Origin of the sequence: Rossellomorea aquimaris TF-12, from assembly GCF_001648555.1 — a bacterium.
Taxonomy (GTDB): Bacteria; Bacillota; Bacilli; order Bacillales; family Bacillaceae_B; genus Rossellomorea; species Rossellomorea aquimaris.
The window spans coordinates 90,772-114,722 of record NZ_LQXM01000027.1 but is presented as its reverse complement, the minus strand read 5'-3'; the positions used below and the strand labels follow the sequence as shown (position 1 = coordinate 114,722).

Here is a 23,951-nt window from a genome sequence, read left to right as displayed (position 1 = left end):
TGGTAGAAAAATGAAGGTGTGGAAAAGAGGGTCCTCATTGGAAGAAATTTTCGTTAGTGCAAAAGGAAGAGAAAAACGGTGGCTCCTCCGTACGAATGGGGAAACCACTGGCTTATATACATATCAGCCTCAGGATGATTCTTTAACAGGTAATATTTATTGGGGAAAGGTCGTAAAGGTGCAAAGTGGCCTTGGAGCAGCCTTTGTGGATATAGGTCATATAAAAAATGGATTTTTACATGAAAAAGATTTCCCTCAAAATGTCGAGGCCTATCATTCAGGATCCATAAGCATACCGATTGGCAAATGTGTTCATGAAGGGCAAAAAATAATGGTTCAAGTCGTTAAAGATGCCATTGGAACAAAGGGCCCCCGGTTATCTGCTGTGATTGAGTTTAGGGGTGAACATCTGGTTTATATGCCTCTGGGGCATTATGTTGCCGTTTCTAAAAAGATTGATGAAGATATTAGGAAGGTTCTTAGAGGTTTAGGGCATGAGTGGAAGGAATCTAAAGAGGGGCTGGTCATTCGAACCAATGCAGCCTCTGTTAATAGAGATGTTTTATTCGAAGAACTGAACGCATTAAGAAATTTATATGAAGGGTTACAACGGTTGAGTAATCGACTGAAGCCACCTGCGCTTTTATCTGAAGAACAAACATTCTATGAAGAGCTTCTTGATCACTTAAAAAAAGGTGAGGGTGGGAGAGTGTATGTAGACCACCAAAGTACACTTCAGCACCTTGAAGAAATGGTGGGGAAATTGACGAAGGATCATTGGAATTTCCACCTCTATCAAGGGAATGAAAATATTTTTCATCATTATGAGGTTTCTGCTGTATGGGAAAATGTTATGAAAAAAGTAGTTTGGCTGGATAAAGGAGCATTTTTAGTCATTGAATCCACGGAAGCCATGACCGTTGTAGATGTCAATTCAGGTAAATTCACAGGGAAAAATGATGTAGAGCAAACGATATTACAAACGAATATTCTGGCAGCAAAGGAAATGGCGAAACAGCTAACTCTTCGTAACTTAAGCGGAATCATTATGATTGATTTCATTGATATGAAAAAAGAAGCTCACAGAATAGAAGTCATCAATGCTCTTAGCGATGCATTAGTCGAAGATCGCCAACGAACTTCTATCCTGGGATTTACAGCTCTTGGCATTCTTGAACTTACCCGAAAGAGAACACGCCTGCCGTTAACTACTTATTTGACCCAGCCTTGTACAACCTGTAATGGTTCTGGAAGAGTGGTAAGTGCAGAAAGTAAGGCTTTTCAATTAGAAAGAGATCTTTGGGAGTTAGAGGGAGTAGATGCATCTCAAGTTGTCATTGATGGAACTAAAGACGTGTTGCAGATATTTGCAGGAGAACAGTCTCAACATTTAAAGAAGCTAGAGAAAATCCTACATAAACAAATCACCCTGCATGAAGAAAATCATCCACATCCATATTATAAAATAAGAAAGATTGAATGATTTTCAGGAATTAGATTGACATTTTCTCTAATTATATGATAGGATTCTAATGTTATTGATTGTAGCACCCGTGCTACAACCGCTCATTACAGGTAGAAAAGTGTGGAGCATTCCAACACCTGTCATTGGCGAGTCTGAGTTTATAAGGAGGTGCGATTATGTACGCAATTATCGAAACAGGTGGTAAGCAAATCCGTGTAGAAGCTGGTCAAGAAATCTACATCGAAAAGCTAAACGCTGGAGAAGGCGATACGGTAACATTTGACAAAGTTCTATTCGTTGGTGGCGACGATGTGAAAGTAGGAAGTCCATTAGTTGGAGGAGCTACTGTAACAGCGAAAGTTGAAAAGCAAGGCCGCGCGAAAAAGCTTGTAGTATTCAAGTACAAGCCTAAAAAGAACTACCGTCGTAAGCAAGGTCACCGTCAACCTTACACTAAAGTTGTCATTGACAAAATCAACGCGTAAGGCGTGATTTAATTGATTAACGTTTACGTTCAAAGGGCCTCCAATGAAAGAATTGATTCTTTCTCGATGGACGGTCATGCCGATTTTGCCGAACATGGGCAAGACATTGTTTGTGCAGGAGCTTCTGCTGTTTCATTTGGTAGTATTAATGCCATTATGGCCTTAACAGAGGTAGAGCCAATCATTGAGCAATCAAGTGATGGTGGATTTCTACGCTGTATCATCCCAGATGATATACCTCAGGAAGCAGACAGCAAGGTTCAGCTGCTTTTAAATAGTATGGTGATAAGCCTGCAAACAATTGAAAGAGACTATAGTGACTTTATTAAAATAACCTTCAAAAAGTAGGAGGTGGAACAAAATGTTAAGATTAGACCTTCAGTTTTTTGCGTCTAAAAAAGGAGTAGGTTCGACTAAGAATGGTCGTGACTCTATCTCAAAGCGTCTTGGTGCTAAGCGTGCAGACGGTCAAATGGTTACTGGTGGATCAATTCTTTACCGTCAACGCGGTACAAAAATTTATCCAGGACTAAACGTCGGCCGTGGTGGCGACGATACACTTTTCGCTAAGACCGACGGTGTTGTTCGTTTCGAACGCATGGGTCGTGACAAGAAAAAAGTGAGCGTATACCCAGTTGCGAATGAAGCTTAATCGCATATCTTTAACGAAAACTCTAACCGACTTTCGGTTAGAGTTTTATTTTTTGTCATAACAAAAATAGAGATATGTTACGAATTTCCAGTAAAATATGAAGGATTTTTCCCTTTTATCGTAATGAGTTTTACAGAAACGATATACGCAGAAGACTCATTTTTGATATACTTACAAATAAGCAATTAAAGTATAGGAGTTAAACTATGAGGGAAAATTGGGGTGTAGTCGAGGCACTTAGACATGCTCGTCACGACTGGATGAATGATCTTCAGTTAATAAAAGGGAACTTGGACTTAAATCGTTTAGATTGAGCGAAAAAGGTTATAGAAGAAATGGTTCTTGTGGCTCAAAATGAATCAAAATTATCGAACTTAAAGCTTCCATTATTTGCAGAGTGGGTTTTAACATATAATTGGTCCAGACGTTTGATTAAATTGGAGTTTGAAGTTCTTCAATTCGAGTCTTCCCATTCTCTAGATGATCAAATGTTGTTAAATTGGAGCAAGACTTTTCTTGATATTCTTGAAATCAATGTAATGAACAATGTAGAAAATCAGCTTTCGTTAATAATTAATGTATCGGACGAACAATCCCGTTTTATATTTGATTTCACTGGTATACTAAAGAATAAAAGAGAAGTGGAAGAGTGGCTTGAAGATCAAAAAATGAATGGGCAAAATATAGAAATAGAACAACTAGACGAAGAAGTTCTTGTTATCCACGTAATTGTCGATTAACCGTGTAAAGTTGCTCACTACTTAATCAACAAGTAAGCATGGACAAGTTAGGAGTGAAAGTATGTTTATAGATCAGGTCAAGGTTTATACAAAGGGCGGTGACGGCGGAAACGGTATGGTTGCCTTCCGTCGAGAAAAATATGTACCTAAAGGTGGTCCTGCCGGTGGAGATGGCGGGAATGGCGCTGACGTAATATTTGAAGTGGACGAAGGGTTAAGAACCTTAATGGATTTCCGATATCAACGCCACTTTAAAGCTCCCCGCGGGGAACATGGAATGAGTAAAAATCAGCATGGTCGTAATGCTGAAGATATGGTCGTAAAGGTTCCACCTGGAACGGTTGTAAAGGATGATGATACAGGTGAAACCATTGCCGATCTAGTCGAACACGGTCAACGTGCGGTTATTACAAAAGGTGGACGAGGTGGACGAGGAAATACTCGTTTCGCGACTCCTGCCAATCCTGCTCCTGAACTTTCAGAAAAAGGTGAACCGGCTCAGGAACGTTACATCATCATGGAGCTAAAGCTTCTTGCAGATGTAGGATTAGTAGGTTTTCCCAGCGTAGGGAAGTCTACTCTACTCTCCGTCGTTTCAGCGGCTAAGCCTAAAATCGCTTCATATCATTTCACTACAATTGTTCCAAATTTAGGAATGGTTGAAACAGGAGATGGAAGAAGCTTTGTCATGGCAGATTTACCTGGATTAATTGAAGGTGCTCATGAAGGTGTTGGGCTAGGTCATCAATTCTTACGCCATATTGAGAGAACGCGTGTCATTGTACATGTTATTGATATGAGTGGAATGGAAGGAAGAGATCCTTACGAGGATTATCTAACCATCAATGAAGAGCTCAAACAATATAATCTGCGTTTAACTGAACGTCCTCAAATTATTGTAGCCAATAAAATGGATATGCCTGGAGCAGAAGAGAATTTAGAGGCTTTCAAAGAAAAACTAACGGAAGATTATCCTGTATTCCCTATCTCAGCTGTGACTCGACAAGGGTTAAGCGAGTTGCTTTATGCAGTAGCGGATAAAGTAGAAACGACTTCTGAATTCCCTATTCATGAAGAAGAAGAAACTGGTATCCATCGCGTGATGTATAAGCATGAAGAAGAAGAAAAAGAATACGAAATTACACGTGACCCAGATGGTACGTTTGTTGTGGGTGGAGCGAAGATAGAACGATTATTCAAGATGACAGACTTCACTCGTGAAGACTCAACAAGACGTTTCGCGAGACAGCTTCGTTCTTATGGAGTTGATGAAGCACTTCGTGAGCGTGGAGCTAAAAATGGCGACACAATACGCTTATTAAAATATGAATTTGAATTCGTGGATTGATCATAGTCGTATTGGAGGATTAGTCGTTTGAAGAAAAAATTTCAAGAAGGTAAATTTTATTTAGTACGAGAAGACGTATTACCTGAAGCTATGAAAAAGACCCTAGATGCAAAAGAATTGATTGAAAGAGGAAAAGCTGACTCTGTATGGGAGGCGGTACACAAGGTCGATTTAAGTCGAAGTGCCTTCTACAAATATCGTGATACAGTCTTTCCCTTTCATACTGTTGTAAAAGAAAGAATCATTACTCTTTTCTTTCATTTAGAAGATCGTTCAGGGACTTTGTCACATCTATTAAGTGAAGCTGCTAATCATGGATGTAATATTCTAACGATTCACCAAACGATTCCATTACAAGGAAGAGCAAACGTGACATTATCACTAAATGTAACGGATCTTACAATAGGTTTAGAAGAATTATTGTCTAAACTAAGACGATTAGAATTCGTTGAGAAAGTAGAGGTGTTAGGCTCAGGAGCCTAACACTTCTTTTTTGTTTTATTCGCAAAGATTGCTGTTGTCACTGGCTTTGTGAATTAGTAAGTGTTAGATAGATCGGGAAATGGAGAGGGACTTTGATCAGGGCTTCAAGTATAAGGCGCATTTTGCCTTTTTAGCAGAATTGACTTATACCCTCGAGTCCCTAAGCCCCATAGCCCCATAGCCCCATAGCTAGACAGTGAGACCACGCAGGGCAAAACCAGAGGATGCTCATCTCACGCCCCGCGGAAACGAGCATCCTGAAGCGGAAATCAACAACTTTCTCACCTCAAATAACAACATTCTTTATAAAACAGATTTAAAATAAATTTGTGTACAGGTATTATGCATTCATGATAGAATATTCTTTAAATTTCTTGAAAGGAAGAGTAGAGTGAAAATTGCTTATTTAGGACCCGAGGCTTCCTTTACAGATTTAGCTGTTAAGAAGGCATTTCCTCATCATCAATCTGTTCCATATGTTACGATACCCGATTGTATAGAAGCTGTGATTGAGAATGAAGTGGATTATGCAGTCGTCCCTTTAGAAAATGCATTAGAAGGGTCTGTACATATTACCGTTGATTATTTATTTCATGAAGTCAATTTATCGATTGTTGCTGAATTAACATCAGCTATCCAACAACATATGATGGTACACCCTGAGTGGAGTAAAGGGGGATCTTCCATTGAAAAAATTCTTTCTCATTCCCATGCACTAGCTCAGTGTCATAAGTTTTTACACGGGAAGTATCGAGGGGTTTCTTTAGAACAAACGACTTCTACAGCAGCAGCAGCCAAGTATGTCAGTGAAAATCCTGAAAAAAAATTAGCTGCCATAGGAAATGAATTGTCAGCAGCAAAATATGGGCTAACGATAGTAGAAGAAAATATCCATGACTTTGCCTATAATCATACTCGCTTTATCGTATTGCACAAAAATGGTGGGCAGGTCTCTCTATCTCATAAAAAAAACACTGAGAAAACGACTCTTATGGTCACCCTTCCAAAGGATCGTTCAGGAGCACTTCATCAAGTTTTATCAACTTTTGCATGGAGACAACTAAACTTAAGTAAAATAGAATCCAGACCTTTAAAGACGGGGCTTGGTGAATACTTTTTCTTAATAGATGTTGCTCATGGAATGGATGAAATATTATTGCCTGGGGCTATTAATGAAATGGAAGCCTTAGGGTGTAAAGTAAAGATGGTAGGAACTTATCCGTCCTTTCTCTTAGATGAATAAATAAAAACCAGAACCCAAGAGAGTTGGATTCTGGTTTTTATTCTTTATTGATAAGATTCAATAAGGAATCCTGCTTTTTTTAGTGCTTGTTCAGCGGTCATCAAGGTCTTTTCATCCTGAGCCATAATGGTGTGAAGGTGGATACCATCTGTTAGTTCGGATAAAAATGAAGCCTTTGTATCTTTGATTTTCTTCATGAATTGCTCGACTTCTTTACGATTAGAAACCATGATGGACGCAGTCAAATCACCATAGACTCCATGTTCAATCTTTACATCCTTGACGGTGACTCCATAATCTACAAGTAATAATAACTCTTCTTCAGATTTTTCAGGAGCATGCTGACACGCTATGACACGTTCGATTAATGTATCTTGATGAGTATTTGGCATATATAAATACCCTTGACTCGTAGCGATGATGGGTTCACCCTTTGCTTTAAGTAAGGTAATATCACTAACAATCACTTGACGACTTACATTTGTCAGCCTAGCCAGATCTCCTCCAGTAATAGGAGCCTTCTCAGTGATCAGCTTGTCGAGAATTAATTGTCTTCTTTCTTCCCCAAGTATCTTTTTTCCTGTCAAAAAAATCTCCTCCGTACCGAAATGATATAGCAAATCATACCACAACTCTATCTTTAAGTTAAGGAAGATAGTGTATTCGTGTGGATGGTAGACAATGTAATGACAAGGTCTTCCACTTGTTTTTCTGTTGTTTCTTTTCCAAAAGAAATACGAATAAATTCTTTGCTTTCACGACTGCTCACGCCCATGCTGGTTAGGGTCCTGGACAAGCCCTGCTTCCCCACCTGACATGCACTTCCAGTTGAAATACTGAATCCACTTCGATTGCATTCAAGCATGAGCCATTGTCCTTCCAATCCATGTATGCTTAGACCGATGAGGTGAGGAAGCTGAGCATCTTCGGGAGCTTCGTAACAGGTATATTTTCCAGGCAAGTGCTCATCTAAACAACTGAAAAAGTGTTGGCGAAGACCTTTGTAATGATCAAAGGTATGAGCATTGAACTTGCTTGCTGCTGTTACAAAGCCTGCAATTCCTGGAACATTAACGGTGCCCCCTCTATATCCTCCTTCATGGGTTTGTTCAGGGAGATAAGGATAAACATCCAAGGAAGGATTGATGTAGACTGCTCCAACCCCTTTTGGTCCATAAATTTTATGAGAGGATACCGTAAAGCTATCTACAATAGAGGTCACATCTTCCAAGGGAAGCTTACCGAAGGATTGGACCATATCACTGTGTAAAAGAATGCAGGAACCATCAAGTAATGCTTTTATTTGCTTTAAAGGTTGAATACTTCCAATTTCACCGTTGATATGCCCGATGGAAACAATCGTCGTTTCATTTGTAATCGCTTCTTTCAGTTTGGGGACATCAACTAACCCCTGTGAGGTGAGAGGGATTCTCGTAATGGTAAACCCAAGCTTCTCTAAAAAAAGAGCTGAGGAGTGGAGTGAAGAGTGTTCACCACTACTGAGTATGATATGCTTTCCTTTATCTTGTCTACTCAACCCTAAGGTTAACAGGGCCAAATGATTTCCTTCCGTTCCTCCTGATGTAAAATAAATTCCTTTAGAAGGAACATGGAGAATGTCCGCAAGTGTTTCTCTACATCTTTGAAGCAGCCCCTCTGATTTTCCGCCAATTTCGTGAAGACTGCTTGGGTTCCCCCAGAATTCCTTGCTGACCTTTGTAAAAACTTCTAAACTATCATGATCAATAGGCGTAGTAGCAGCATAATCAAAATAACTCATCCCATTACCTTCCTTCAAAAGAAAATTCTGAAAACATCTCATAAGTAAAAAACTCTTGTCATTAGTTTAAATATGTGTAAATATATGTGTCAAGACACCTGTAAATAAACAGGAGGATTTTTTATGAAAAAACCCAATATTTTAATTATAGGAAGTGGCATTGCAGCGTTACAGCTTGCAAGACAGATTCAAGATCAATTTTATGTGAGGATTATCACAAAGAATAAAATAACGAGTAGCAATTCCTATTTAGCTCAAGGAGGAATTGCAGCACCCATCGGAAAAAATGATCGTATTGAAGACCATTATCTCGATACATTAGCAGCAGGACGGTATCATCAAGCTGAAGACCTTGTGAATCGATTAATTAACGATGGAAAGAGAGTCATTGAAGCATTAGTTAAAGAAGGCGCTCCTTTTGATAAAGATGGTGATGGAAATCTCTCCCTCGGCATGGAAGGTGCACATAGTGCTAATCGGATTTTGCATAGTGGAGGAGACCAAACAGGAAAATTTTTAGTGAATTATTTATTAGGGACCCTTACAAATGAAGTTGATTTTATAGAAGAAGAAATGGTATGTGAACTAATGAAAGACAATAAAGGAACATGTTGCGGAGTGAAAACAAAGAATGAAGAAGGAACAATAAGAACGTATTATGCTTCCCATGTTGTCCTTGCTACGGAAGGGATTGGCGGACTTTATTCTTCTACTTCCAATCATCCTTCTGTGTCGGGGGATGGTATGGCACTTGCCTTTCTCGCTGGTGCAAAGCTGGCTGATATGGAATTCATACAATTCCATCCTACTCTTCTTTGGATGAACGGAAAAACTCACGGTCTCATATCAGAAGCTGTTCGTGGGGAAGGGGCTACACTTATAAATGACAGGGGAGAAAGGATTATGGAAAACGTTGATCCTTTACTTGAGTTAGCCCCCCGTCATATTGTGGCTGAAAGAATCTATCAACAGCGATTAGCTGGTAGAGAAGTATTTTTAGATATTAGTAAGATAAAAAACTTCCAAGTAAAATTCCCTTCCATTAGTACTCTTTTCTCAGAGCAAAAGATTTCGATTGAAAAAGGAAAAATCCCTGTATCACCAGGGTGTCATTTTATGATGGGTGGTATATTAACCGACGACGTAGGAAGAACCAATGTACCTGGACTGTATGCAATCGGAGAGGTAGCATGCAGCGGAGTTCACGGAGCTAATCGCCTGGCGAGTAACTCTCTATTAGAGGGCTTAGTGTATGGTGTGCGCCTAGGAAACTATTTAATTGAACAAGGTGAGAATTGTTCAAATCACCATCTAATGCATGTAGAACAAAAGAATCGAAAACCCATAACGCATATGGGTTTTCAACCTCATGAATTAAAGGAACGTATGATGAAAAGTGTAGGAATCATTCGATTCGAGGATGAATTAAATACTCACTTGAATTGGCTAAAAAGCCATCCCTTCACTTTGAATGAAAATATAGATTCTGCTTCACCAGAACAGATTAAAATCTATTTCATGTGGATCGTTAGCATGCTCATTACTCAATCAGCTCTTTTACGAACTGAAAGCAGGGGTGGACATATTCGATCTGATTTTCCTGAAGAGAATAATGAAATATGGTTAAAAAGAAAAATAATTCTTCAGAAACAAGAAAACCAATTGAGGGTGAAATTTCATGAACAAAATGAAACTAAAGTCTATGCTTGAACAATTTTATAACGAAGACCTTGGAGACGGAGATCTTTCTTCAGAGGTTCTCTTTTCTTCAAAAGACAAAGGTATTTTTTATTTGATGGTAAAAGAGAAAGGGATATTTTGTGGGAAAGATGTGATTGAAATAGCCTTCCCTTTACTTAACCAATCCGTTGAGGTTGAAGTATTAGTAGAGGATGGAGAAAAAGTAGAAGAAGGACAATTACTTGCAAAAGTAGTCGGACCCGTTCGAGATCTTTTGCAAGCTGAAAGGGTTGTATTAAATCTTATTCAACGGATGAGCGGGATTGCGACAGAAACAAATAAAGCCGTATCAGAAGTGTCAGAAACAGGAGTGAGGATTTGTGATACAAGGAAAACGACTCCTGGCTTAAGGATGCTTGAAAAATATGCAGTAAGGACTGGTGGGGGATACAATCACAGAAATGGTTTATATGATGCTGTGATGTTAAAAGATAATCATATTTCCTTTGCAGGCTCCATCCTAAATGCTGTCCATCAGGTGAAGGGCTCCGTTGGACATACGGTAAAAGTGGAAGTTGAAATAGAATCAAAGAAACAATTAGAAGATGCTATTGAAAGTGGAGCAGATATCATTATGTTCGATAATTGTTCTCCTGGAGATATAAATGAGTGGATTAAGTTAGTGCCACCCCATATCGTAACAGAGGCATCAGGAGGGATTACAAAGGAAAGCCTTCTTGATTATGCCAATACGGGTGTTCAATACATTTCTTTAGGCTATTTAACACATTCAGTTAAAGCTCTCGATATAAGCGCAAGAGTACTAATGTAGGTTTGAAAGGGGTAAGAAAGAATGGGGTTACTTGAAGAATTAACAAAGGATACGGGAATGATACCGGAATCCATTACATCTCTATCAGTGGTTGAAATGGAAAATAGAGTAAAAGAAATAAAGAATCAATTAGGGAAAAAACTTTTTATTCCTGGACATCATTATCAAAAAGATGAAGTTATTCAATTCGCAGATGCCGTTGGAGATTCCCTCCAACTTGCACAAATTTCTGCTCAGAACAAAGAGGCCGAACACATTGTATTTTGCGGAGTTCACTTTATGGCGGAGACTGCTGATATCTTAACCGATGATAATCAAGTCGTCATTTTACCTGATATGAGAGCAGGATGCTCCATGGCGGACATGGCCGATATTTATCAAACAGAAAATGCATGGGATAAGTTAATGGAGTTGTTTGGAGATAGTATCATTCCTCTAACGTATGTCAATTCAACTGCAGCCATTAAAAGCTTTGTAGGAAAAAATGGTGGAGCGACGGTCACGTCTTCCAACGCACATAAAATGGTGAAATGGGCACTTGGAGAGAAAGAAAGAATATTATTCTTACCGGATCAACATTTAGGGAGAAATACCGCAGCGGATCTTGGTATTCCTTTAAATGAAATGGCCATATGGGACCCAATAAGAAATGAGCTTGTCTTTGATGGGGATATCCAAAAGATAAAAGTCATTCTTTGGAAGGGCCACTGTTCAGTTCACGAAAATTTCACCGTAGAAAATGTAAAACAAGTAAGAAACGAACATCCTGATATGAAGATCATCGTCCATCCAGAATGTCGTCGTGAAGTGGTGGAGAAATCTGATTTGAACGGAAGCACCAAATTCATCATTGAAACCATCGAAAATGCTCCGAGTGGTTCATCGTGGGCAATCGGAACAGAAATGAATCTGGTGAAAAGACTTATCCAGCAGCATCCTGATAAGAAAATCATTTCATTGAATCCATATATGTGTCCGTGTTTAACCATGAATCGTATCGACCTGCCTCACTTACTGTGGTCATTAGAAAATATCGTTAACGGAAAAGTGGAAAATATTATTAAAGTGAATGACGAAGTCTCAACCAATGCTATTTTCGCATTAGAACGGATGTTAGAACGAGTGTAGATGAACTTCGATTCATGATAAGCATAGCTTCTCATGAATCGAAGTTATTTTTTGTTGAAAAAAGTCCGGTTTCACACATTTTAAGCAGTTTTTAGAGGGAGTTTTTATAGAATAGAGAATGCGAGATGTAAATATCCATTGAAAAGAGGAGATTTTGACTACAAATCGGTCTGTGTAAACGTTTATTTTCAATTTTCTTGAATTTATTTTTAACTTTTCGAAGTTTATTTTCAACTTTCGCGATTATATTTTCAACTTAATAAATCATCGCAAATTTATGATCAACTACATTATTTTATCATCAACAATCACCGTTTATTTTCACTTTTCCAATTTACTCAATTCCTAAGAAACAAAATAGCTTGTCTCCTCCCTGCCGCTTTTCTTTTCGGTATATTTTATTTAACCTTTTCATAAGTTTTTATGTAGATGATTAGCAATTTGCCTATCTTGTCATAGGATATATAGACTTATGCCTGAGGAGGGAAAAATAGTGAAAATCCATATTGTTCAAAAAGGGGACACTCTTTGGAAAATCGCCAAAAAATATGGTGTGAATTTCGAAGAGTTAAAACAGATGAATGCCCAGCTTTCAAACCCTGATATGATCATGCCGGGTATGAAAATTAAAGTACCAACAACGGGAGGATCCGTAAAAAAAGAGACACAAATCAATTATGGATCAAAGGAGATGCCAAAGAAAGAGATGCCAAAAGCAGAGCATCCTTTTAAAGAGCAAAAGCCCGTTACCATGCCAGTGGCTGAAAAGCCGAAGCAAGAAAAGCCGAAAGAAGTCCAAAAACCATTTACTCCCAAAATGCCGCAGCCAGTTGTACCAGAAATCGATATTAATAATTACTACATGATGAACATGGCGAATATGCAAGTTCAACAGCCTAAACAACAAATGAAGCCAAAGCCTAAACCACAACCACAAATGCCGCCTAAACCTACTAATGTTCTCCCAAAAGCAAAAGAACAAAAGAAAGAAAAACCAAAACAAGATGTTGTTAAAGGTGTTCAAGATGAGGAAGAAAGCTTACAAATGCCAACACAACCACAAGGAGGATACAATCAGCCTATGTATTTAAACCCAAATAACTGCGTACCTGTTTCACCAGTAATGCCAGGACCAGGCTATGGAGCTCCATATGGAGGCGGAATGCAACCAGGAGGCTACGGAATGCCAATGGGTCAAGGAATGCCAATGGGGCCTCAAGGCCAAGTTCAAGGAGCATCTACAATGCCAGGAATGCAACAAATGCCTATGATGCCACAGATGGGGTATGAGGAAGAGTCTTCATCCGTAATGCCATATATGCCTCAAATGCAAGGGCAAATGCCAATGCAAATGCCAATGCAACAACCAATGGGGCAACCGACAGGAGTCATGGGTGTCTCAGATGAAAACGATTATCCTTCGGTGCAAATGCCAGGACAAATGCCAGGACAAATGCCAGGACAAATGCCGGGACAAATGCCATTCAACCAATACTGTTACCCTGTGTCCCCGGTTATGCCAGGTCCAGGATTTGGAGGTGGGATGCCTGGTGGATATGGAATGGGTCCACAAGGTCAAGTCCAAGGTGCAATGACTGAAGAGTCACCTTCATCCTTTATGCCGGGGTATCAAATGCCAATGGGGCAGCCGTCAGGAGTCATGGGAGCACAGATGCCAATGGGGCAACAACCGACAGGAGTCATGGGTGCACAAATGCCTATGGGTCAGCCTTCAGGAGTAATGGGTGCGAGTGATCAAGGAGATTGTGGATGTGGGGGACCACAAGGATACGGTCCGATGATGCAACATCATATGATGCCACAACAAATGCCTCAAGGAATGCAGCAACCTTATGGCTACGGAGGACCAGGAATGATGGGCCAAGGAATGCCAATGGGACCTCAAGGTTATGGAATGCAGATGGGTCAAGGAATGCCGATGGGACCACAAGGTCAAGGCATGTATGGACCAAGAGCATTTTCAATGCCGAACATCCATGATGATGACTTTGAGGGATAATATGCAGGAACGAGGGGACGATTATTCATATCGTCTCCTTTCTTTTTTAATAAACAGATTACATGATCCCACTGCCACACTGAAAATGTTAAAAGAAGGAAAATGGGTGTTAAAAAGCAACGGGAAGAAGTGGTTTGTAAAAAGGTATACAAGTCAACTCCGCTTTATGCAACAAGAAAGACTTACTCAATCGTTATTACATGATAACTTCCTGCATGTTCTGCCACTTCACCCTATTCATCAAAGAGAACTTCTACTTTTTGAAGGATCTCCCATAGGAATTACCACCTGGTTAGATACCTCAGATCCCATTAGTTATGAAAACTCTAAAGATCGAGAAGATGCTTTGCATGTTCTAAAAAAATTTCATTTCATAACTAGTAAAATAAAAGGGAAGTGGATAGAGGAAATCCCTTCTCATCATTGGATGAAAAAATGGAAAAAACGACTTCAACAGTTTGAATTTAATATTCCCTACCTTCAAGCATTCATTCAGCCATATTACTTATATTCGTATCTAGAGTGGGGAAGGTGGTCCTTAAAGGAATTAAAATCAATTGAAAGCAATCATAGTACGGAGTGTATAACCCATGGAGATGTTGCTCACCATAATTTTTTAAGAGGAAAAAATGGAAGGGTGTATATTATTGATTTTGATTTAATGTCCCGTTCCTCACCCTTAACGGATGATTTGCAATATTGTAACCGGATATTGCCTTATCTTGATTGGTCCTTAAGTGATATAAAAAAAATCGAGGCATTTCGTCCATATCAAGACAACCTCTTATTTTTCTTAGGATTAATGTATCCAACGGATATCTTTAGGGAATGGAATCGATTTATGCGTGAAGATGAATTGTATAAACAGCGAGTATTTCCGTATTTAGTAAATTTAACCCTACATCAATTTCCTCAACGAATGCAGTTTATTCAAGAATTGCACCAGCAAGTAAAACGGATTCATAGCCAATTGTAGGAGATGTCTCCAACTATTGAATGAATGAATAATATACCTCTTTCACAACCTAATGGTGAGCAGAATTTCTGCTCAATCGTGGGTTTAAGGAGGAATCACCATTGAATAACCGATTATTCATGGTCCCATTAACAGCCATCATGACTCTAGGACTTGCGGCGTGTAACACTGGAGAAGAAAAAGCTCAAGATCGTTACAGCAATACCTACGAGCCACTAGGGTATTACTCCAACGAAGGCCACGGTGGAGATAAGAGGGATGAGAGGGACGGACCTCTAACCGAAATGTATGATCATTCCGTAGGTAAGGAAGGTCGAGATATTCGCCAGAAGAAACGTGAATTCTTACAAGTGAGGGATGAAGATGGAAACCCTCAAAACCCTTCAAGTCCACTGGCTAAAAACGATAAAAGCTTTTTAGAACAAGATCCACGTGCAAGTCACGGGGACGCCAATTATCATGGTCACTTAGATGATAACACTCGTAAAGCTAAAAGATCCTACTATACAGCGTATGAAGGTGATTTAGCGGAAAAAATAGGTGATGTGACCGGGAATGTCAAGAACGTAAGTGACGTACGTGCTGTTGCATACGGTACAGATGTACTCATTGCTGTTGAGCTTGAAGATCATAGTAAGCTGGAGGAAACAAAGAAAAGAATTGAGAAGGCTGTGAAACCTTATTTGCACGGGAGAACGGTATCCGTCGTTGCAGATGAAGGAACGTTTAGTCGTGTAAGAAATATAGACAATGACTTACGTGATGGTGGTCCAAGAGAAGGAATTAATGCAGACATTCACGATATGTTTAAATCCATTAAGTATCGTTTAGGTCAATAACATCATGATAATGGAAAAGCGCCGAAATGGCGCTTTTCTTTTTTGGGAAAGTATATTTCCTTTCCTCTACATCAAGCATTTGCTTATTATTTTCTTACTACAATCTTATTCCGAAGGTCCGTCCCTCAAAATTTTCGATTTGATTGGATATTCTTTACAGGTTTTGGTCAGACTATTGGATAGAGGTTACATAAATTTATTTGAGGTGATCACGATGACGATGAAGATTCGAGTCGTGTTTATGGTGATGTTATTATTAGGTGCTTTTTATTTCACTTTTTTTTATAGTGATGAAAAGCAGGCGGCGGATCGAGACGCTTTGGCAACAGAGGAGAACAATCTTGTTGAGGAAACAGCTGCCCATACTGTCAGGGTAAAGCTGGAAAGGGTCTACTTGGACGGCGAAGTTAGTGAAGAGGTTGTTCAGGAAACCATTTGGAGTATGGAGGATTTTTGGGCTGCGTATGATGAATGGCAACTGATCGACATGACAGAAGAAGAAATTATTTTCCAAAAAAGGGTCGATGATATTTCACCATTGTTAAAGGCTAATGGATATTTTGGCATTTCTGAAAATGGGGTTCTCTCCATTTTTAATGGAAAACCGGGACAGGCTGAAATCATTCAGTCCTTTTTTCAGATTGATGTAGAGAGGCTGGAAAGTAAACGACATGATGATTTAGTAAAAGGAATCCCGATCAAGTCTAAACAAGAATATGAAGAGGTGCTGGAAAGCTTCAAACCATTTTCTGTGCCAAAATAAAGAGTATGTTTTCACTAAAGGCAAAACAAGTAAACGTAAATATGAATAGTAAGAAACAACTAGTGAGAACATGATCCTAGTTGTTTTTTTGTTTCCTCCTAATTTCTATTCACAAAGGAAAAAAAATTGATAAAATAAGAACAGGTGTTTCGTTCAAAGTGTCCCTTTCCCATCTCTATAAATAGTGATATGATACAATGGGTTTAGGTGACTCTATGAAATGTTTAACCATTATTTTAAGAGGTTAACAGGGGCGCACCTTAATGGAAAACAGGGAGAGAAATCAATGTATGAATATATAAAAGGGACAATTAGTCAAGTTAGTCCTGAATATGTAGTAGTAGAGAATAACGGTATTGGTTATCAACTGTATACTGCCAATCCATTCGTTTATTCCAAATATCATAATCAAGAGATTCAAATTTTTACATATCAGCATGTGCGAGAAGATATCATTGCCCTTTATGGCTTTTTATCATTAGAAGAGAAACTTCTGTTTATGAAACTATTAAATGTATCGGGAATTGGTCCTAAAGGGGCATTGGCTATTTTAGCATCAGGGGCTCCTCAGCAGGTCATTACAGCCATTGAAGAAGAAAATGAAAGCTTCTTAACCAAATTTCCAGGTGTAGGGAAGAAGACCGCTAGACAAATGATTTTAGATTTGAAAGGGAAATTACAGGATGTCGTGCCTGATTACTTTCCAAGCCTATTCAATCATAACGATGAAACAGAAGCCCTTAGTGACAAGGATGAAGCATTTGATGAAGCCATTCTTGCCCTTAAAGCACTTGGTTACTCAGACCGTGAGATTAAAAAGATTACTCCTAAATTAAAAGGAGAAGGTCATTCAGCGGACGAAATTATTCGGAAAGCGTTGCAGCTCCTGTTGAAATAATCGTATTCAAAGAAAGGAGGAGGTCTAAATGGAAGAAAGAATTGTATCAGGTGAATCAGAAATTAATGAAGACTCTTTTGAATATTCCCTGCGTCCACAGACGATAAAACAATATATTGGGCAAGATAAAGTAAAGAATAATTTAGAGGTCTTTATTGAAGCAGCTAAAATGAGAGAAGAGACTTTAGATCATGTTCTTCTATATGGTCCACCAGGATTGGGGAAAACCACATTAGCAGCAGTTATTGCAAATGAAATGGGAGTTAACCTTCGTACTACATCCGGACCGGCTATCGAAAGGCCAGGTGATTTAGCCGCTGTTTTAACAGCTTTAGAGCCTGGTGATGTTTTATTTATTGATGAAATTCACCGTTTACCAAGGGCAATTGAAGAAGTTCTTTATCCTGCAATGGAAGACTTTTGCTTAGATATTGTGATAGGGAATGGTCCCAGTGCTCGATCTGTTCGTTTAGACCTTCCACCTTTCACCCTTGTAGGAGCAACAACCCGAGCAGGTGCCTTATCAGCTCCATTACGCGACCGGTTTGGTGTTTTATGCCGTTTGGAATATTATAGTGAAGAGCAGTTAAATGAAATTGTTCAGCGTACCGCCGTTATTTTAGGTACAGGAATTGAAGAAACGGCTTCAGAAGAGCTTGCTAGAAGATCAAGAGGGACACCTCGAATAGCTAACCGTTTATTACGTCGAGTAAGAGATTTTGCTCAAGTAAAAGGAAACGGTGATATTACGACTGGTCTCTCAAGGGAAGCATTCGATCTTCTTCAAGTAGATAAACTGGGTCTTGACCATATTGATCACAAGCTCCTAAAAGCGATAATCGAACGTTTTAGAGGTGGACCGGTTGGACTTGATACGATTGCAGCAAGCATAGGGGAGGAATCCCATACGATTGAGGACGTATATGAACCATATCTTCTTCAAATCGGATTTCTTCAACGAACTCCGAGAGGAAGAATTGTGACCCATCTCGTATATGAACATTTTCAGTTGGAGGTGCCAACGAAGTGACAGGAATCCCTAAGCTCTTAATGATCGTTGGTGGTGTTATTTTGGTTGTTGGATTTCTCATGCAATTCATTAAGATTGGAAAGCTCCCTGGAGATATCGTAATAAAAAAAGAAAACACAACATTTTATTTTCCACTTATGACTTCTATTTTGTTAAGTGTTATACTTTCCGTTGTCTTTTATATTATAGGACGATTTAAATAGAATGTATTTGTGAGATTAAAAAGCTAGGTGACCAACTTTGAAAGTAGAAGATTTTGATTTTCATTTACCAGAAGAACTGATTGCACAAACTCCACTTGAGAATCGTTCTGAAAGTAAACTGATGGTGTTGAATAAAGAAAATGGATCCATTGACCATCTTCGGTTTAAAAATATTGTGGACTACCTCGATGAAGGAGACTGCCTTGTATTAAACGATACACGAGTATTACCTGCTCGTTTATTTGGACAAAAGGAAGAGACAGGGGCAAATATCGAGGTCCTTTTATTAAAACAAGAGGATGGAGATCAATGGGAAACCCTTGTTAAACCTGCCAAAAGAGTTCGTCTTGGTACAGAAATTATCTTTGGTGACGGAAAGCTAAAAGCAATTTGTACAGGTTTAAAAGACCATGGGGGAAGAATCCTGGAATTTCATTATGAAGGTATTTTCTATGAAGTTCTTGATGAGCTTGGAGAGATGCCGTTACCTCCATATATTCGCGAACGTTTAGATGAGCAAGACCGCTATCAGACGGTTTTCGCAAGAGAAAGAGGTTCTGCTGCTGCACCAACTGCTGGCCTTCATTTTACCGAAGAATTATTAGAGGAATTGAAGGCGAGAGGCGTACATATTGCATTTATAACTCTTCATGTGGGACTTGGAACCTTTAGGCCCGTTTCTGTTGATACGATTGAAGAACATGATATGCACGCTGAGTTCTATCAAGTTTCTGAAGGAACGGCACGTCTTCTAAATGATGTAAAAGAACGAGGCGGCCGAATCATTACTGTAGGAACAACCTCAACCCGAACGCTTGAAACGATTGCATCGAAGCATGGAAACTATGTAGAGGAAAACGGTTGGACAAATATCTTTATTTATCCAGGATACGAATTCAAAGGTATTGATGGGTTAATCACAAACTTTCATCTTCCTAAATCGACACTGATTATGCTAGTCAGTGCATTTGCCAGTCGTAAACATGTATTAAATGCGTATGAAACAGCTGTACAAGAAAAGTATCGTTTCTTTAGTTTCGGAGATGCCATGCTGATTATGTAAATAAGTATCACAACAATCTATGGAATAACAACCAAGTATGTGGAAGGAGATTCACACGTTGACTGCAATCAAATATGAATTGATTAAAACTTGTAAACAGACCGGAGCGAGGTTAGGGCGTGTTCATACACCACACGGTTCATTTGAAACACCTGCTTTTATGCCAGTTGGGACTATGGCAACGGTTAAAACCATGTCTCCAGAGGATTTAAAATCCATGGATGCAGGCATTATCTTAAGTAATACGTACCATTTATGGTTACGTCCAGGGCATGAAATTATTAGAGAGGCAGGCGGCCTTCATAAATTTATGAACTGGGATCGCCCCATTCTAACAGACTCAGGAGGATTCCAGGTCTTCAGTTTAAGTAAGCTCCGTCAAATTGAAGAAGAAGGAGTTCACTTCCGTCATCATTTAAATGGTGACAAGCTATTCTTAAGTCCTGAGAAAGCAATGGATATTCAAAATGCGTTAGGCTCTGATATTATGATGGCCTTTGATGAATGCCCACCATATCCAGCAGAATACGACTACATGAAAAGTTCCGTTGAACGTACTTCAAGATGGGCAGAACGCTGTTTAGCGTCTCATCAACGACCTCAGGACCAAGGTCTCTTTGGTATCGTTCAAGGTGGAGAGTACGAAGAACTTCGTAAGCAAAGCGCTCGAGATCTAGTCTCTTTAGATTTCCCTGGATATGCTGTTGGAGGACTTTCCGTTGGGGAGCCTAAAGACGTCATGAACCGCGTTCTTGATTTCACAACACCTCATTTACCGTCGGATAAGCCTCGTTATTTAATGGGGGTTGGTTCACCAGATTCACTTATTGATGGATCTATTCGAGGCATTGATATGTTTGATTGTGTTTTACCTACACGAATTGCCCGTAATGGTACCCTCATGACAAGTGAAGGACGTCTCGTAGTGAAAAACGCTAAATTCGCCCGTGATTTTAGACCGATTGATGAAAATTGTGATTGCTACACGTGTAAAAATTATAGTCGTGCATACATTCGTCATCTGATAAAATGTGATGAAACCTTTGGAATACGTCTTACGACTTATCATAATCTTCATTTTCTGTTAAAATTAATGGAGCAAGTCAGACAAGCGATTCGTGAAGATCGTCTAGGTGACTTTAGAGAAGAATTTTTTGAACAGTATGGGTTTAACCGTCCAGACGCGAAAAACTTCTAAAGCAAAGCTATAAATATTAATTTGAAAGGAGGGGAAAAGAATGGGAGGAAGTTTAGGAACAATTTTACCATTGATTCTAATGTTCGTGCTTTTTTATTTTTTACTTATTCGTCCACAGCAAAAACGTCAAAAAGCCATTTCTAAAATGCAAAATGAACTTGCTAAGGGTGATAAGGTTATCACAATCGGCGGATTACACGGAATCATTGATGCGATTGAAGAAGGTAAAGTAGTCATCCTATGTGGTGACGGTAGTCGTCTTACATATGATCGTAACGCAATTAGAGAAGTGATTAGTGCTGAGGTTGTGTAAGAGAAATGAAAAGGTTGCTCCGAGTGTATGACACTTATGGAGCAACCTTTTTATTTTTCTCTATTCTTTTCGATACATAAGAGCAAAGGTTGAATAAAGAACAAGTATTTTTAGTTTAAAAAATTGATTGGAAGGTGCCAGGTAAGTGAGCATCATGGAATGGGAATCCACTCTACTAGTGAATAACGAATGAATTAAACCTATTCTCTTGCTCCACCACTCATATTCACTCCAAGTATTCCACCCATCATTGCCGTAAGAATATAGCAAGAGTGATAGACAAGTTGTTCCATAGAAAATAAGCTATTATGTCCTAAGTATTGAAATAAGAAAACGATAAGGGTATAAATCAGACCGGTTGCCCCTCCTACAATCCAACCTTTTGCCTTTCCTTTCCCACCTGACATAAATCCACCAATAAACAACGATAGGAAGGAAATAATCGTGACAAATAAGGATATTGAGCTTTCAGTAAGCTCAGTAAATCGAAGCAACAAAGAAAATACTAAACTCGCCCCAATGGCTATAACAAAAATGGTTAATGTCCCGTAAAGTACGGCACCTCCGATTTTTTTCGCTTCGATGACGGTTCGCTCCCTTCTAATAATACGAATATTTTTTAATGCATGTATTAGTACAAGCATATTCAGAGCTTTCCGAAAAAAGACTAGAAATTTTTTGTGGTCAAGCCTCATAGACTAGTATGAAACTTCCTAACTAAAGGAGCTTGACTATGTCACCGATAATGATACTCATCGTGTTTATCGTCGTTTATTTATTGTTAATAACTGAAAAATGGAATCGAGTATTAGCTGCCATGGCCGGAGGGGCAGCAATGCTTGTCATTGGGGCTTTTCCTATAGAAAAGGCTTTATTTACGTATATAGATTGGAAAACGATTACCTTATTGTTCTCCATGATGTTAATCGTGACGGTGACGAGCAAAACAGGCTTCTTTGAATATATCGCCATTCGACTGGCTCAGTGGGTAAATGGGAACGGACTATCCCTTTTAATCATATTTTCATTGTTAGCTTCTATCGGTTCTGCCTTTTTAGCGAATGTAACGATTGCCATGTTATTAGTACCGATCCTTTTTAAACTGACGAAGCTTCTGGATTTACCTCCCATTCCATTCTTAATCATGACTATATTAGCATGTAATATCGGTGGGACTGCTACGTTGATCGGTGACCCTCCAAATATGATGATCGGGCAAGCTGTGAAGCATTTTACGTTTAATGCCTTTATTGAAAATCTATTACCGGTTGTAATTATTATTTATTTTGTTACCTTGCTCCTTATGTGTTTTCTTTATAAAGATGTATTGTACGTTAAAGAGGATAGAAAGCTATTGTTAAAGGGGATTATTGCGAAGGACTACCTGGGAAAAAACAAGGGGTTGGTTCAATCACTGTTCGTACTGGGTTTAGTACTAGTAGGGTTTTCTTTGTATCCCATGTTCCACCTCGATGTTACCACTGTTTCACTTGCAGGGGCTGTTCTGTTAATGCTGCTCCTTGAAAAAGTGTACCCCCCTGAAATGATATTAAAAGAGGTAGAGTGGGGGACTTTATTTTTCTTCATGGGGTTGTTTCTCCTGGTAGGCGGAATAGAAGAAGCGGGGTTTATTGATGAAATAGCTCGGGAAATTTTGCGTATGACAGAAGGAGATATGAAAAAGACTGCCTTTGTCATTTTATGGGGTACAGGACTTTTATCTGCCGTAGTTGACAATATCCCATTCGTTGCGGCCATGATACCAGTTATTCAGGAATTTGGAGAATTCGGGATGGTGAATATGGATCCATTATGGTGGTCACTCGCTTTAGGTGCCTGTTTAGGGGGGAACGGAACCCTATTAGGCTCCTCCTCTAATTTAGTCATTGCAGGACTTGCATCAAAGGAAAATGTACATATTAAGTTTTATCAATATTTGTTCATCGGGGTACCGATTACACTCATTTCCTTAGCTGTTTCTACTGTTTATGTCTATTTTAAATACATTCAACCTTTTTTAGGTGGTTAATTATTCCTCCTATGAAAAACACTCTGCTGAGCATAATAAAAGATGAAATGCTTTCTTAGGGGTGGAAGTAGTGGAAGAATATATAATCATCATCATTCGAACACTTTTTCTTTATTTTTTAATCATATTAATTTTTAGAATCATGGGGAAGAGGGAAATCGGTGAACTAAGTATATTGGATTTGGTCGTATTTATTATGATAGCAGAGATGGCTGTAATGGCTATTGAACAGCCTAAGGACCCTATCATTCACACCGTTCTTCCCATGGGGGTCATTCTAGCTGTTCAACTCCTATTTGCTTGGTTTTCATTACGCTCTAAATCCTTTCGAGAGCTCATAGATGGGAAGCCTTCAGTAATTATTCATAACGGCAAAATTGACGATGTCGCTATGAAGAAACAACGATACAATTATGATGATTTATTACTTCAATTAAGAGAAAAAGATATATTCAATATGGCAGATGTTGAGTTTGCCATTTTGGAGCCATCTGGAAAGTTATCTGTATTAAAAAAAGATCGATCGAAAAAATCAACTCAATCCTTGACCCTGCCACTTGTTTTAGATGGACAAATCCAAACCACTCATCTGGATATGATTGGAAAAACTGCTTTTTGGTTAAGGAAGGAGCTAAGGGAAAGAGGCTACAAGAATATAAAAGAAATAGCCTTTTGCAGCTTTCAAAACGGAAAATTTTATGTGGATTTAATTGACTCAGAACAGTGAACTTTTGTCGATTTGAATGAGGAAATCGTTAGCTCGCAAATAAAATTGGAATTTCA

The 23,951-nt window shown here is 39.0% G+C and carries 27 protein-coding genes and 1 other annotated feature; of the genes, 24 read left to right on the top strand and 3 right to left on the bottom strand.

Annotation, left to right across the window (positions count from 1 at the left end; genetic code table 11):
- Window positions 1–37 precede the first annotated feature (37 nt).
- The 9 genes from IQI_RS10000 (at window position 38) to pheA (ending at window position 6,416) form a co-directional block, all read left to right on the top strand.
- Window positions 38–1,483: an Rne/Rng family ribonuclease gene (locus IQI_RS10000; RefSeq protein ID WP_197489735.1), complete on the top strand. Its 1,446-nt coding sequence runs from the start codon at window positions 38–40 to the stop codon at window positions 1,481–1,483.
- Window positions 1,484–1,550: 67 nt separating this feature from the next.
- Window positions 1,551–1,629, top strand: a sequence feature (ribosomal protein L21 leader region).
- Window positions 1,630–1,641: 12 nt separating this feature from the next.
- Window positions 1,642–1,950, top strand: coding sequence for a 50S ribosomal protein L21 (gene rplU, locus IQI_RS09995; RefSeq protein ID WP_064092499.1), 309 nt, complete (start codon window positions 1,642–1,644; stop codon window positions 1,948–1,950).
- Window positions 1,951–1,962: 12 nt separating this feature from the next.
- Window positions 1,963–2,298, top strand: a complete 336-nt coding sequence (locus IQI_RS09990; RefSeq protein ID WP_064092498.1) for a ribosomal-processing cysteine protease Prp — start codon at window positions 1,963–1,965, stop codon at window positions 2,296–2,298.
- A gap of 13 nt (window positions 2,299–2,311) precedes the next feature.
- A complete protein-coding gene (rpmA, locus tag IQI_RS09985) occupies window positions 2,312–2,602 on the top strand; it encodes a 50S ribosomal protein L27 (protein ID WP_044339518.1) in 291 nt (96 codons plus the stop codon).
- 206 nt (window positions 2,603–2,808) lie between these two features.
- A complete protein-coding gene (locus IQI_RS20290; protein ID WP_082892657.1) occupies window positions 2,809–2,916 on the top strand; it encodes a Spo0B domain-containing protein in 108 nt (35 codons plus the stop codon).
- A 21-nt stretch (window positions 2,917–2,937) separates the two neighbouring features.
- The gene (locus tag IQI_RS09980; protein ID WP_082892656.1) at window positions 2,938–3,342 is read left to right on the top strand and encodes a Spo0B C-terminal domain-containing protein; all 405 of its coding nucleotides are present in this window, start codon (window positions 2,938–2,940) and stop codon (window positions 3,340–3,342) included.
- Window positions 3,343–3,403: 61 nt separating this feature from the next.
- On the top strand, window positions 3,404–4,690 hold the full coding sequence (gene obgE / locus IQI_RS09975) for a GTPase ObgE (RefSeq protein ID WP_064092497.1): 1,287 nt from the start codon (window positions 3,404–3,406) through the stop codon (window positions 4,688–4,690).
- Window positions 4,691–4,717: 27 nt separating this feature from the next.
- Window positions 4,718–5,173: an ACT domain-containing protein gene (locus tag IQI_RS09970; protein ID WP_064092496.1), complete on the top strand. Its 456-nt coding sequence runs from the start codon at window positions 4,718–4,720 to the stop codon at window positions 5,171–5,173.
- A gap of 391 nt (window positions 5,174–5,564) precedes the next feature.
- The gene (pheA, locus tag IQI_RS09965; RefSeq protein ID WP_064092495.1) at window positions 5,565–6,416 is read left to right on the top strand and encodes a prephenate dehydratase; all 852 of its coding nucleotides are present in this window, start codon (window positions 5,565–5,567) and stop codon (window positions 6,414–6,416) included.
- 44 nt (window positions 6,417–6,460) lie between these two features.
- Here pheA and IQI_RS09960 read toward each other — a convergent pair whose 3' ends face one another.
- Together IQI_RS09960 and IQI_RS09955 are read right to left on the bottom strand one after the other, a co-directional pair.
- A complete protein-coding gene (locus tag IQI_RS09960; protein ID WP_064092494.1) occupies window positions 6,461–7,003 on the bottom strand; it encodes a transcription repressor NadR in 543 nt (180 codons plus the stop codon).
- Window positions 7,004–7,056: 53 nt separating this feature from the next.
- A complete protein-coding gene (locus IQI_RS09955; RefSeq protein ID WP_064092493.1) occupies window positions 7,057–8,196 on the bottom strand; it encodes an IscS subfamily cysteine desulfurase in 1,140 nt (379 codons plus the stop codon).
- 123 nt (window positions 8,197–8,319) lie between these two features.
- On the opposite strand from IQI_RS09955, the gene nadB reads away from it, so the two are divergent.
- From nadB to yajC, 13 genes are all read left to right on the top strand, one after another.
- A complete protein-coding gene (gene nadB / locus IQI_RS09950) occupies window positions 8,320–9,906 on the top strand; it encodes an L-aspartate oxidase (RefSeq protein WP_064092492.1) in 1,587 nt (528 codons plus the stop codon).
- Window positions 9,875–10,708, top strand: coding sequence for a carboxylating nicotinate-nucleotide diphosphorylase (gene nadC, locus IQI_RS09945; RefSeq protein ID WP_064092491.1), 834 nt, complete (start codon window positions 9,875–9,877; stop codon window positions 10,706–10,708). Before nadB ends, nadC begins: the two co-directional genes overlap by 32 nt.
- A gap of 21 nt (window positions 10,709–10,729) precedes the next feature.
- Complete coding sequence (nadA, locus tag IQI_RS09940) at window positions 10,730–11,836, top strand: quinolinate synthase NadA (RefSeq protein WP_064092490.1); 1,107 nt, start codon at window positions 10,730–10,732, stop codon at window positions 11,834–11,836.
- A 493-nt stretch (window positions 11,837–12,329) separates the two neighbouring features.
- A complete protein-coding gene (safA, locus tag IQI_RS09935; RefSeq protein ID WP_064092489.1) occupies window positions 12,330–13,856 on the top strand; it encodes a SafA/ExsA family spore coat assembly protein in 1,527 nt (508 codons plus the stop codon).
- A gap of 1 nt (window position 13,857) precedes the next feature.
- Complete coding sequence (locus IQI_RS09930) at window positions 13,858–14,832, top strand: phosphotransferase (RefSeq protein WP_064092488.1); 975 nt, start codon at window positions 13,858–13,860, stop codon at window positions 14,830–14,832.
- Window positions 14,833–14,933: 101 nt separating this feature from the next.
- Window positions 14,934–15,671, top strand: a complete 738-nt coding sequence (locus tag IQI_RS09925) for a YhcN/YlaJ family sporulation lipoprotein (RefSeq protein WP_064092487.1) — start codon at window positions 14,934–14,936, stop codon at window positions 15,669–15,671.
- Between the two features lie 214 nt (window positions 15,672–15,885).
- Window positions 15,886–16,434, top strand: coding sequence for an intercompartmental signaling factor BofC (locus IQI_RS09920; RefSeq protein ID WP_231893407.1), 549 nt, complete (start codon window positions 15,886–15,888; stop codon window positions 16,432–16,434).
- Window positions 16,435–16,720: 286 nt separating this feature from the next.
- Window positions 16,721–17,332 (top strand): Holliday junction branch migration protein RuvA, encoded by a 612-nt coding sequence (gene ruvA / locus IQI_RS09915; RefSeq protein ID WP_064092749.1) that lies wholly within the window; start codon window positions 16,721–16,723, stop codon window positions 17,330–17,332.
- 28 nt (window positions 17,333–17,360) lie between these two features.
- On the top strand, window positions 17,361–18,362 hold the full coding sequence (ruvB, locus tag IQI_RS09910; RefSeq protein WP_064092486.1) for a Holliday junction branch migration DNA helicase RuvB: 1,002 nt from the start codon (window positions 17,361–17,363) through the stop codon (window positions 18,360–18,362).
- Complete coding sequence (locus IQI_RS09905) at window positions 18,359–18,565, top strand: DUF2905 domain-containing protein (RefSeq protein WP_064092485.1); 207 nt, start codon at window positions 18,359–18,361, stop codon at window positions 18,563–18,565. The genes ruvB and IQI_RS09905 overlap by 4 nt, the downstream gene beginning before the upstream one ends.
- A 37-nt stretch (window positions 18,566–18,602) precedes the next feature.
- A complete protein-coding gene (gene queA / locus IQI_RS09900) occupies window positions 18,603–19,628 on the top strand; it encodes a tRNA preQ1(34) S-adenosylmethionine ribosyltransferase-isomerase QueA (RefSeq protein WP_064092484.1) in 1,026 nt (341 codons plus the stop codon).
- A gap of 37 nt (window positions 19,629–19,665) precedes the next feature.
- A complete protein-coding gene (tgt, locus tag IQI_RS09895; protein WP_197489734.1) occupies window positions 19,666–20,826 on the top strand; it encodes a tRNA guanosine(34) transglycosylase Tgt in 1,161 nt (386 codons plus the stop codon).
- A gap of 40 nt (window positions 20,827–20,866) precedes the next feature.
- Window positions 20,867–21,139 (top strand): preprotein translocase subunit YajC, encoded by a 273-nt coding sequence (gene yajC / locus IQI_RS09890; RefSeq protein ID WP_064092482.1) that lies wholly within the window; start codon window positions 20,867–20,869, stop codon window positions 21,137–21,139.
- 200 nt (window positions 21,140–21,339) lie between these two features.
- On the opposite strand, the gene IQI_RS09885 is transcribed toward yajC, so the two are convergent.
- Window positions 21,340–21,783, bottom strand: coding sequence for a TIGR04086 family membrane protein (locus IQI_RS09885; RefSeq protein ID WP_082892672.1), 444 nt, complete (start codon window positions 21,781–21,783; stop codon window positions 21,340–21,342).
- Between the two features lie 89 nt (window positions 21,784–21,872).
- Here IQI_RS09885 and IQI_RS09880 point away from each other — a divergent pair, with 89 nt between their 5' ends.
- Together IQI_RS09880 and IQI_RS09875 are read left to right on the top strand one after the other, a co-directional pair.
- Window positions 21,873–23,168: an ArsB/NhaD family transporter gene (locus IQI_RS09880; RefSeq protein WP_064092481.1), complete on the top strand. Its 1,296-nt coding sequence runs from the start codon at window positions 21,873–21,875 to the stop codon at window positions 23,166–23,168.
- 70 nt (window positions 23,169–23,238) lie between these two features.
- Window positions 23,239–23,895 (top strand): DUF421 domain-containing protein, encoded by a 657-nt coding sequence (locus IQI_RS09875; protein ID WP_064092480.1) that lies wholly within the window; start codon window positions 23,239–23,241, stop codon window positions 23,893–23,895.
- Window positions 23,896–23,951: the final 56 nt, after the last annotated feature.

What these genes read in the sequence shown, in the direction of transcription:
- rplU (WP_064092499.1), top strand. Translation starts at nt 1,642, where the DNA reads ATGTACGCAATTATCGAAACAGGTGGTAAGCAAATCCGTGTAGAAGCT.
- rpmA (WP_044339518.1), top strand. Translation starts at nt 2,312, where the DNA reads ATGTTAAGATTAGACCTTCAGTTTTTTGCGTCTAAAAAAGGAGTAGGT.
- IQI_RS20290 (WP_082892657.1), top strand. Translation starts at nt 2,809, where the DNA reads ATGAGGGAAAATTGGGGTGTAGTCGAGGCACTTAGACATGCTCGTCAC.
- IQI_RS09980 (WP_082892656.1), top strand. Translation starts at nt 2,938, where the DNA reads ATGGTTCTTGTGGCTCAAAATGAATCAAAATTATCGAACTTAAAGCTT.
- obgE (WP_064092497.1), top strand. Translation starts at nt 3,404, where the DNA reads ATGTTTATAGATCAGGTCAAGGTTTATACAAAGGGCGGTGACGGCGGA.
- IQI_RS09955 (WP_064092493.1), bottom strand. Translation starts at nt 8,196, where the DNA reads ATGAGTTATTTTGATTATGCTGCTACTACGCCTATTGATCATGATAGT.
- nadB (WP_064092492.1), top strand. Translation starts at nt 8,320, where the DNA reads ATGAAAAAACCCAATATTTTAATTATAGGAAGTGGCATTGCAGCGTTA.
- nadC (WP_064092491.1), top strand. Translation starts at nt 9,875, where the DNA reads ATGAACAAAATGAAACTAAAGTCTATGCTTGAACAATTTTATAACGAA.
- nadA (WP_064092490.1), top strand. Translation starts at nt 10,730, where the DNA reads ATGGGGTTACTTGAAGAATTAACAAAGGATACGGGAATGATACCGGAA.
- IQI_RS09930 (WP_064092488.1), top strand. Translation starts at nt 13,858, where the DNA reads ATGCAGGAACGAGGGGACGATTATTCATATCGTCTCCTTTCTTTTTTA.
- IQI_RS09920 (WP_231893407.1), top strand. Translation starts at nt 15,886, where the DNA reads ATGACGATGAAGATTCGAGTCGTGTTTATGGTGATGTTATTATTAGGT.
- ruvA (WP_064092749.1), top strand. Translation starts at nt 16,721, where the DNA reads ATGTATGAATATATAAAAGGGACAATTAGTCAAGTTAGTCCTGAATAT.
- ruvB (WP_064092486.1), top strand. Translation starts at nt 17,361, where the DNA reads ATGGAAGAAAGAATTGTATCAGGTGAATCAGAAATTAATGAAGACTCT.
- tgt (WP_197489734.1), top strand. Translation starts at nt 19,666, where the DNA reads ATGTGGAAGGAGATTCACACGTTGACTGCAATCAAATATGAATTGATT.
- yajC (WP_064092482.1), top strand. Translation starts at nt 20,867, where the DNA reads ATGGGAGGAAGTTTAGGAACAATTTTACCATTGATTCTAATGTTCGTG.
- IQI_RS09885 (WP_082892672.1), bottom strand. Translation starts at nt 21,783, where the DNA reads ATGCTTGTACTAATACATGCATTAAAAAATATTCGTATTATTAGAAGG.
- IQI_RS09880 (WP_064092481.1), top strand. Translation starts at nt 21,873, where the DNA reads ATGTCACCGATAATGATACTCATCGTGTTTATCGTCGTTTATTTATTG.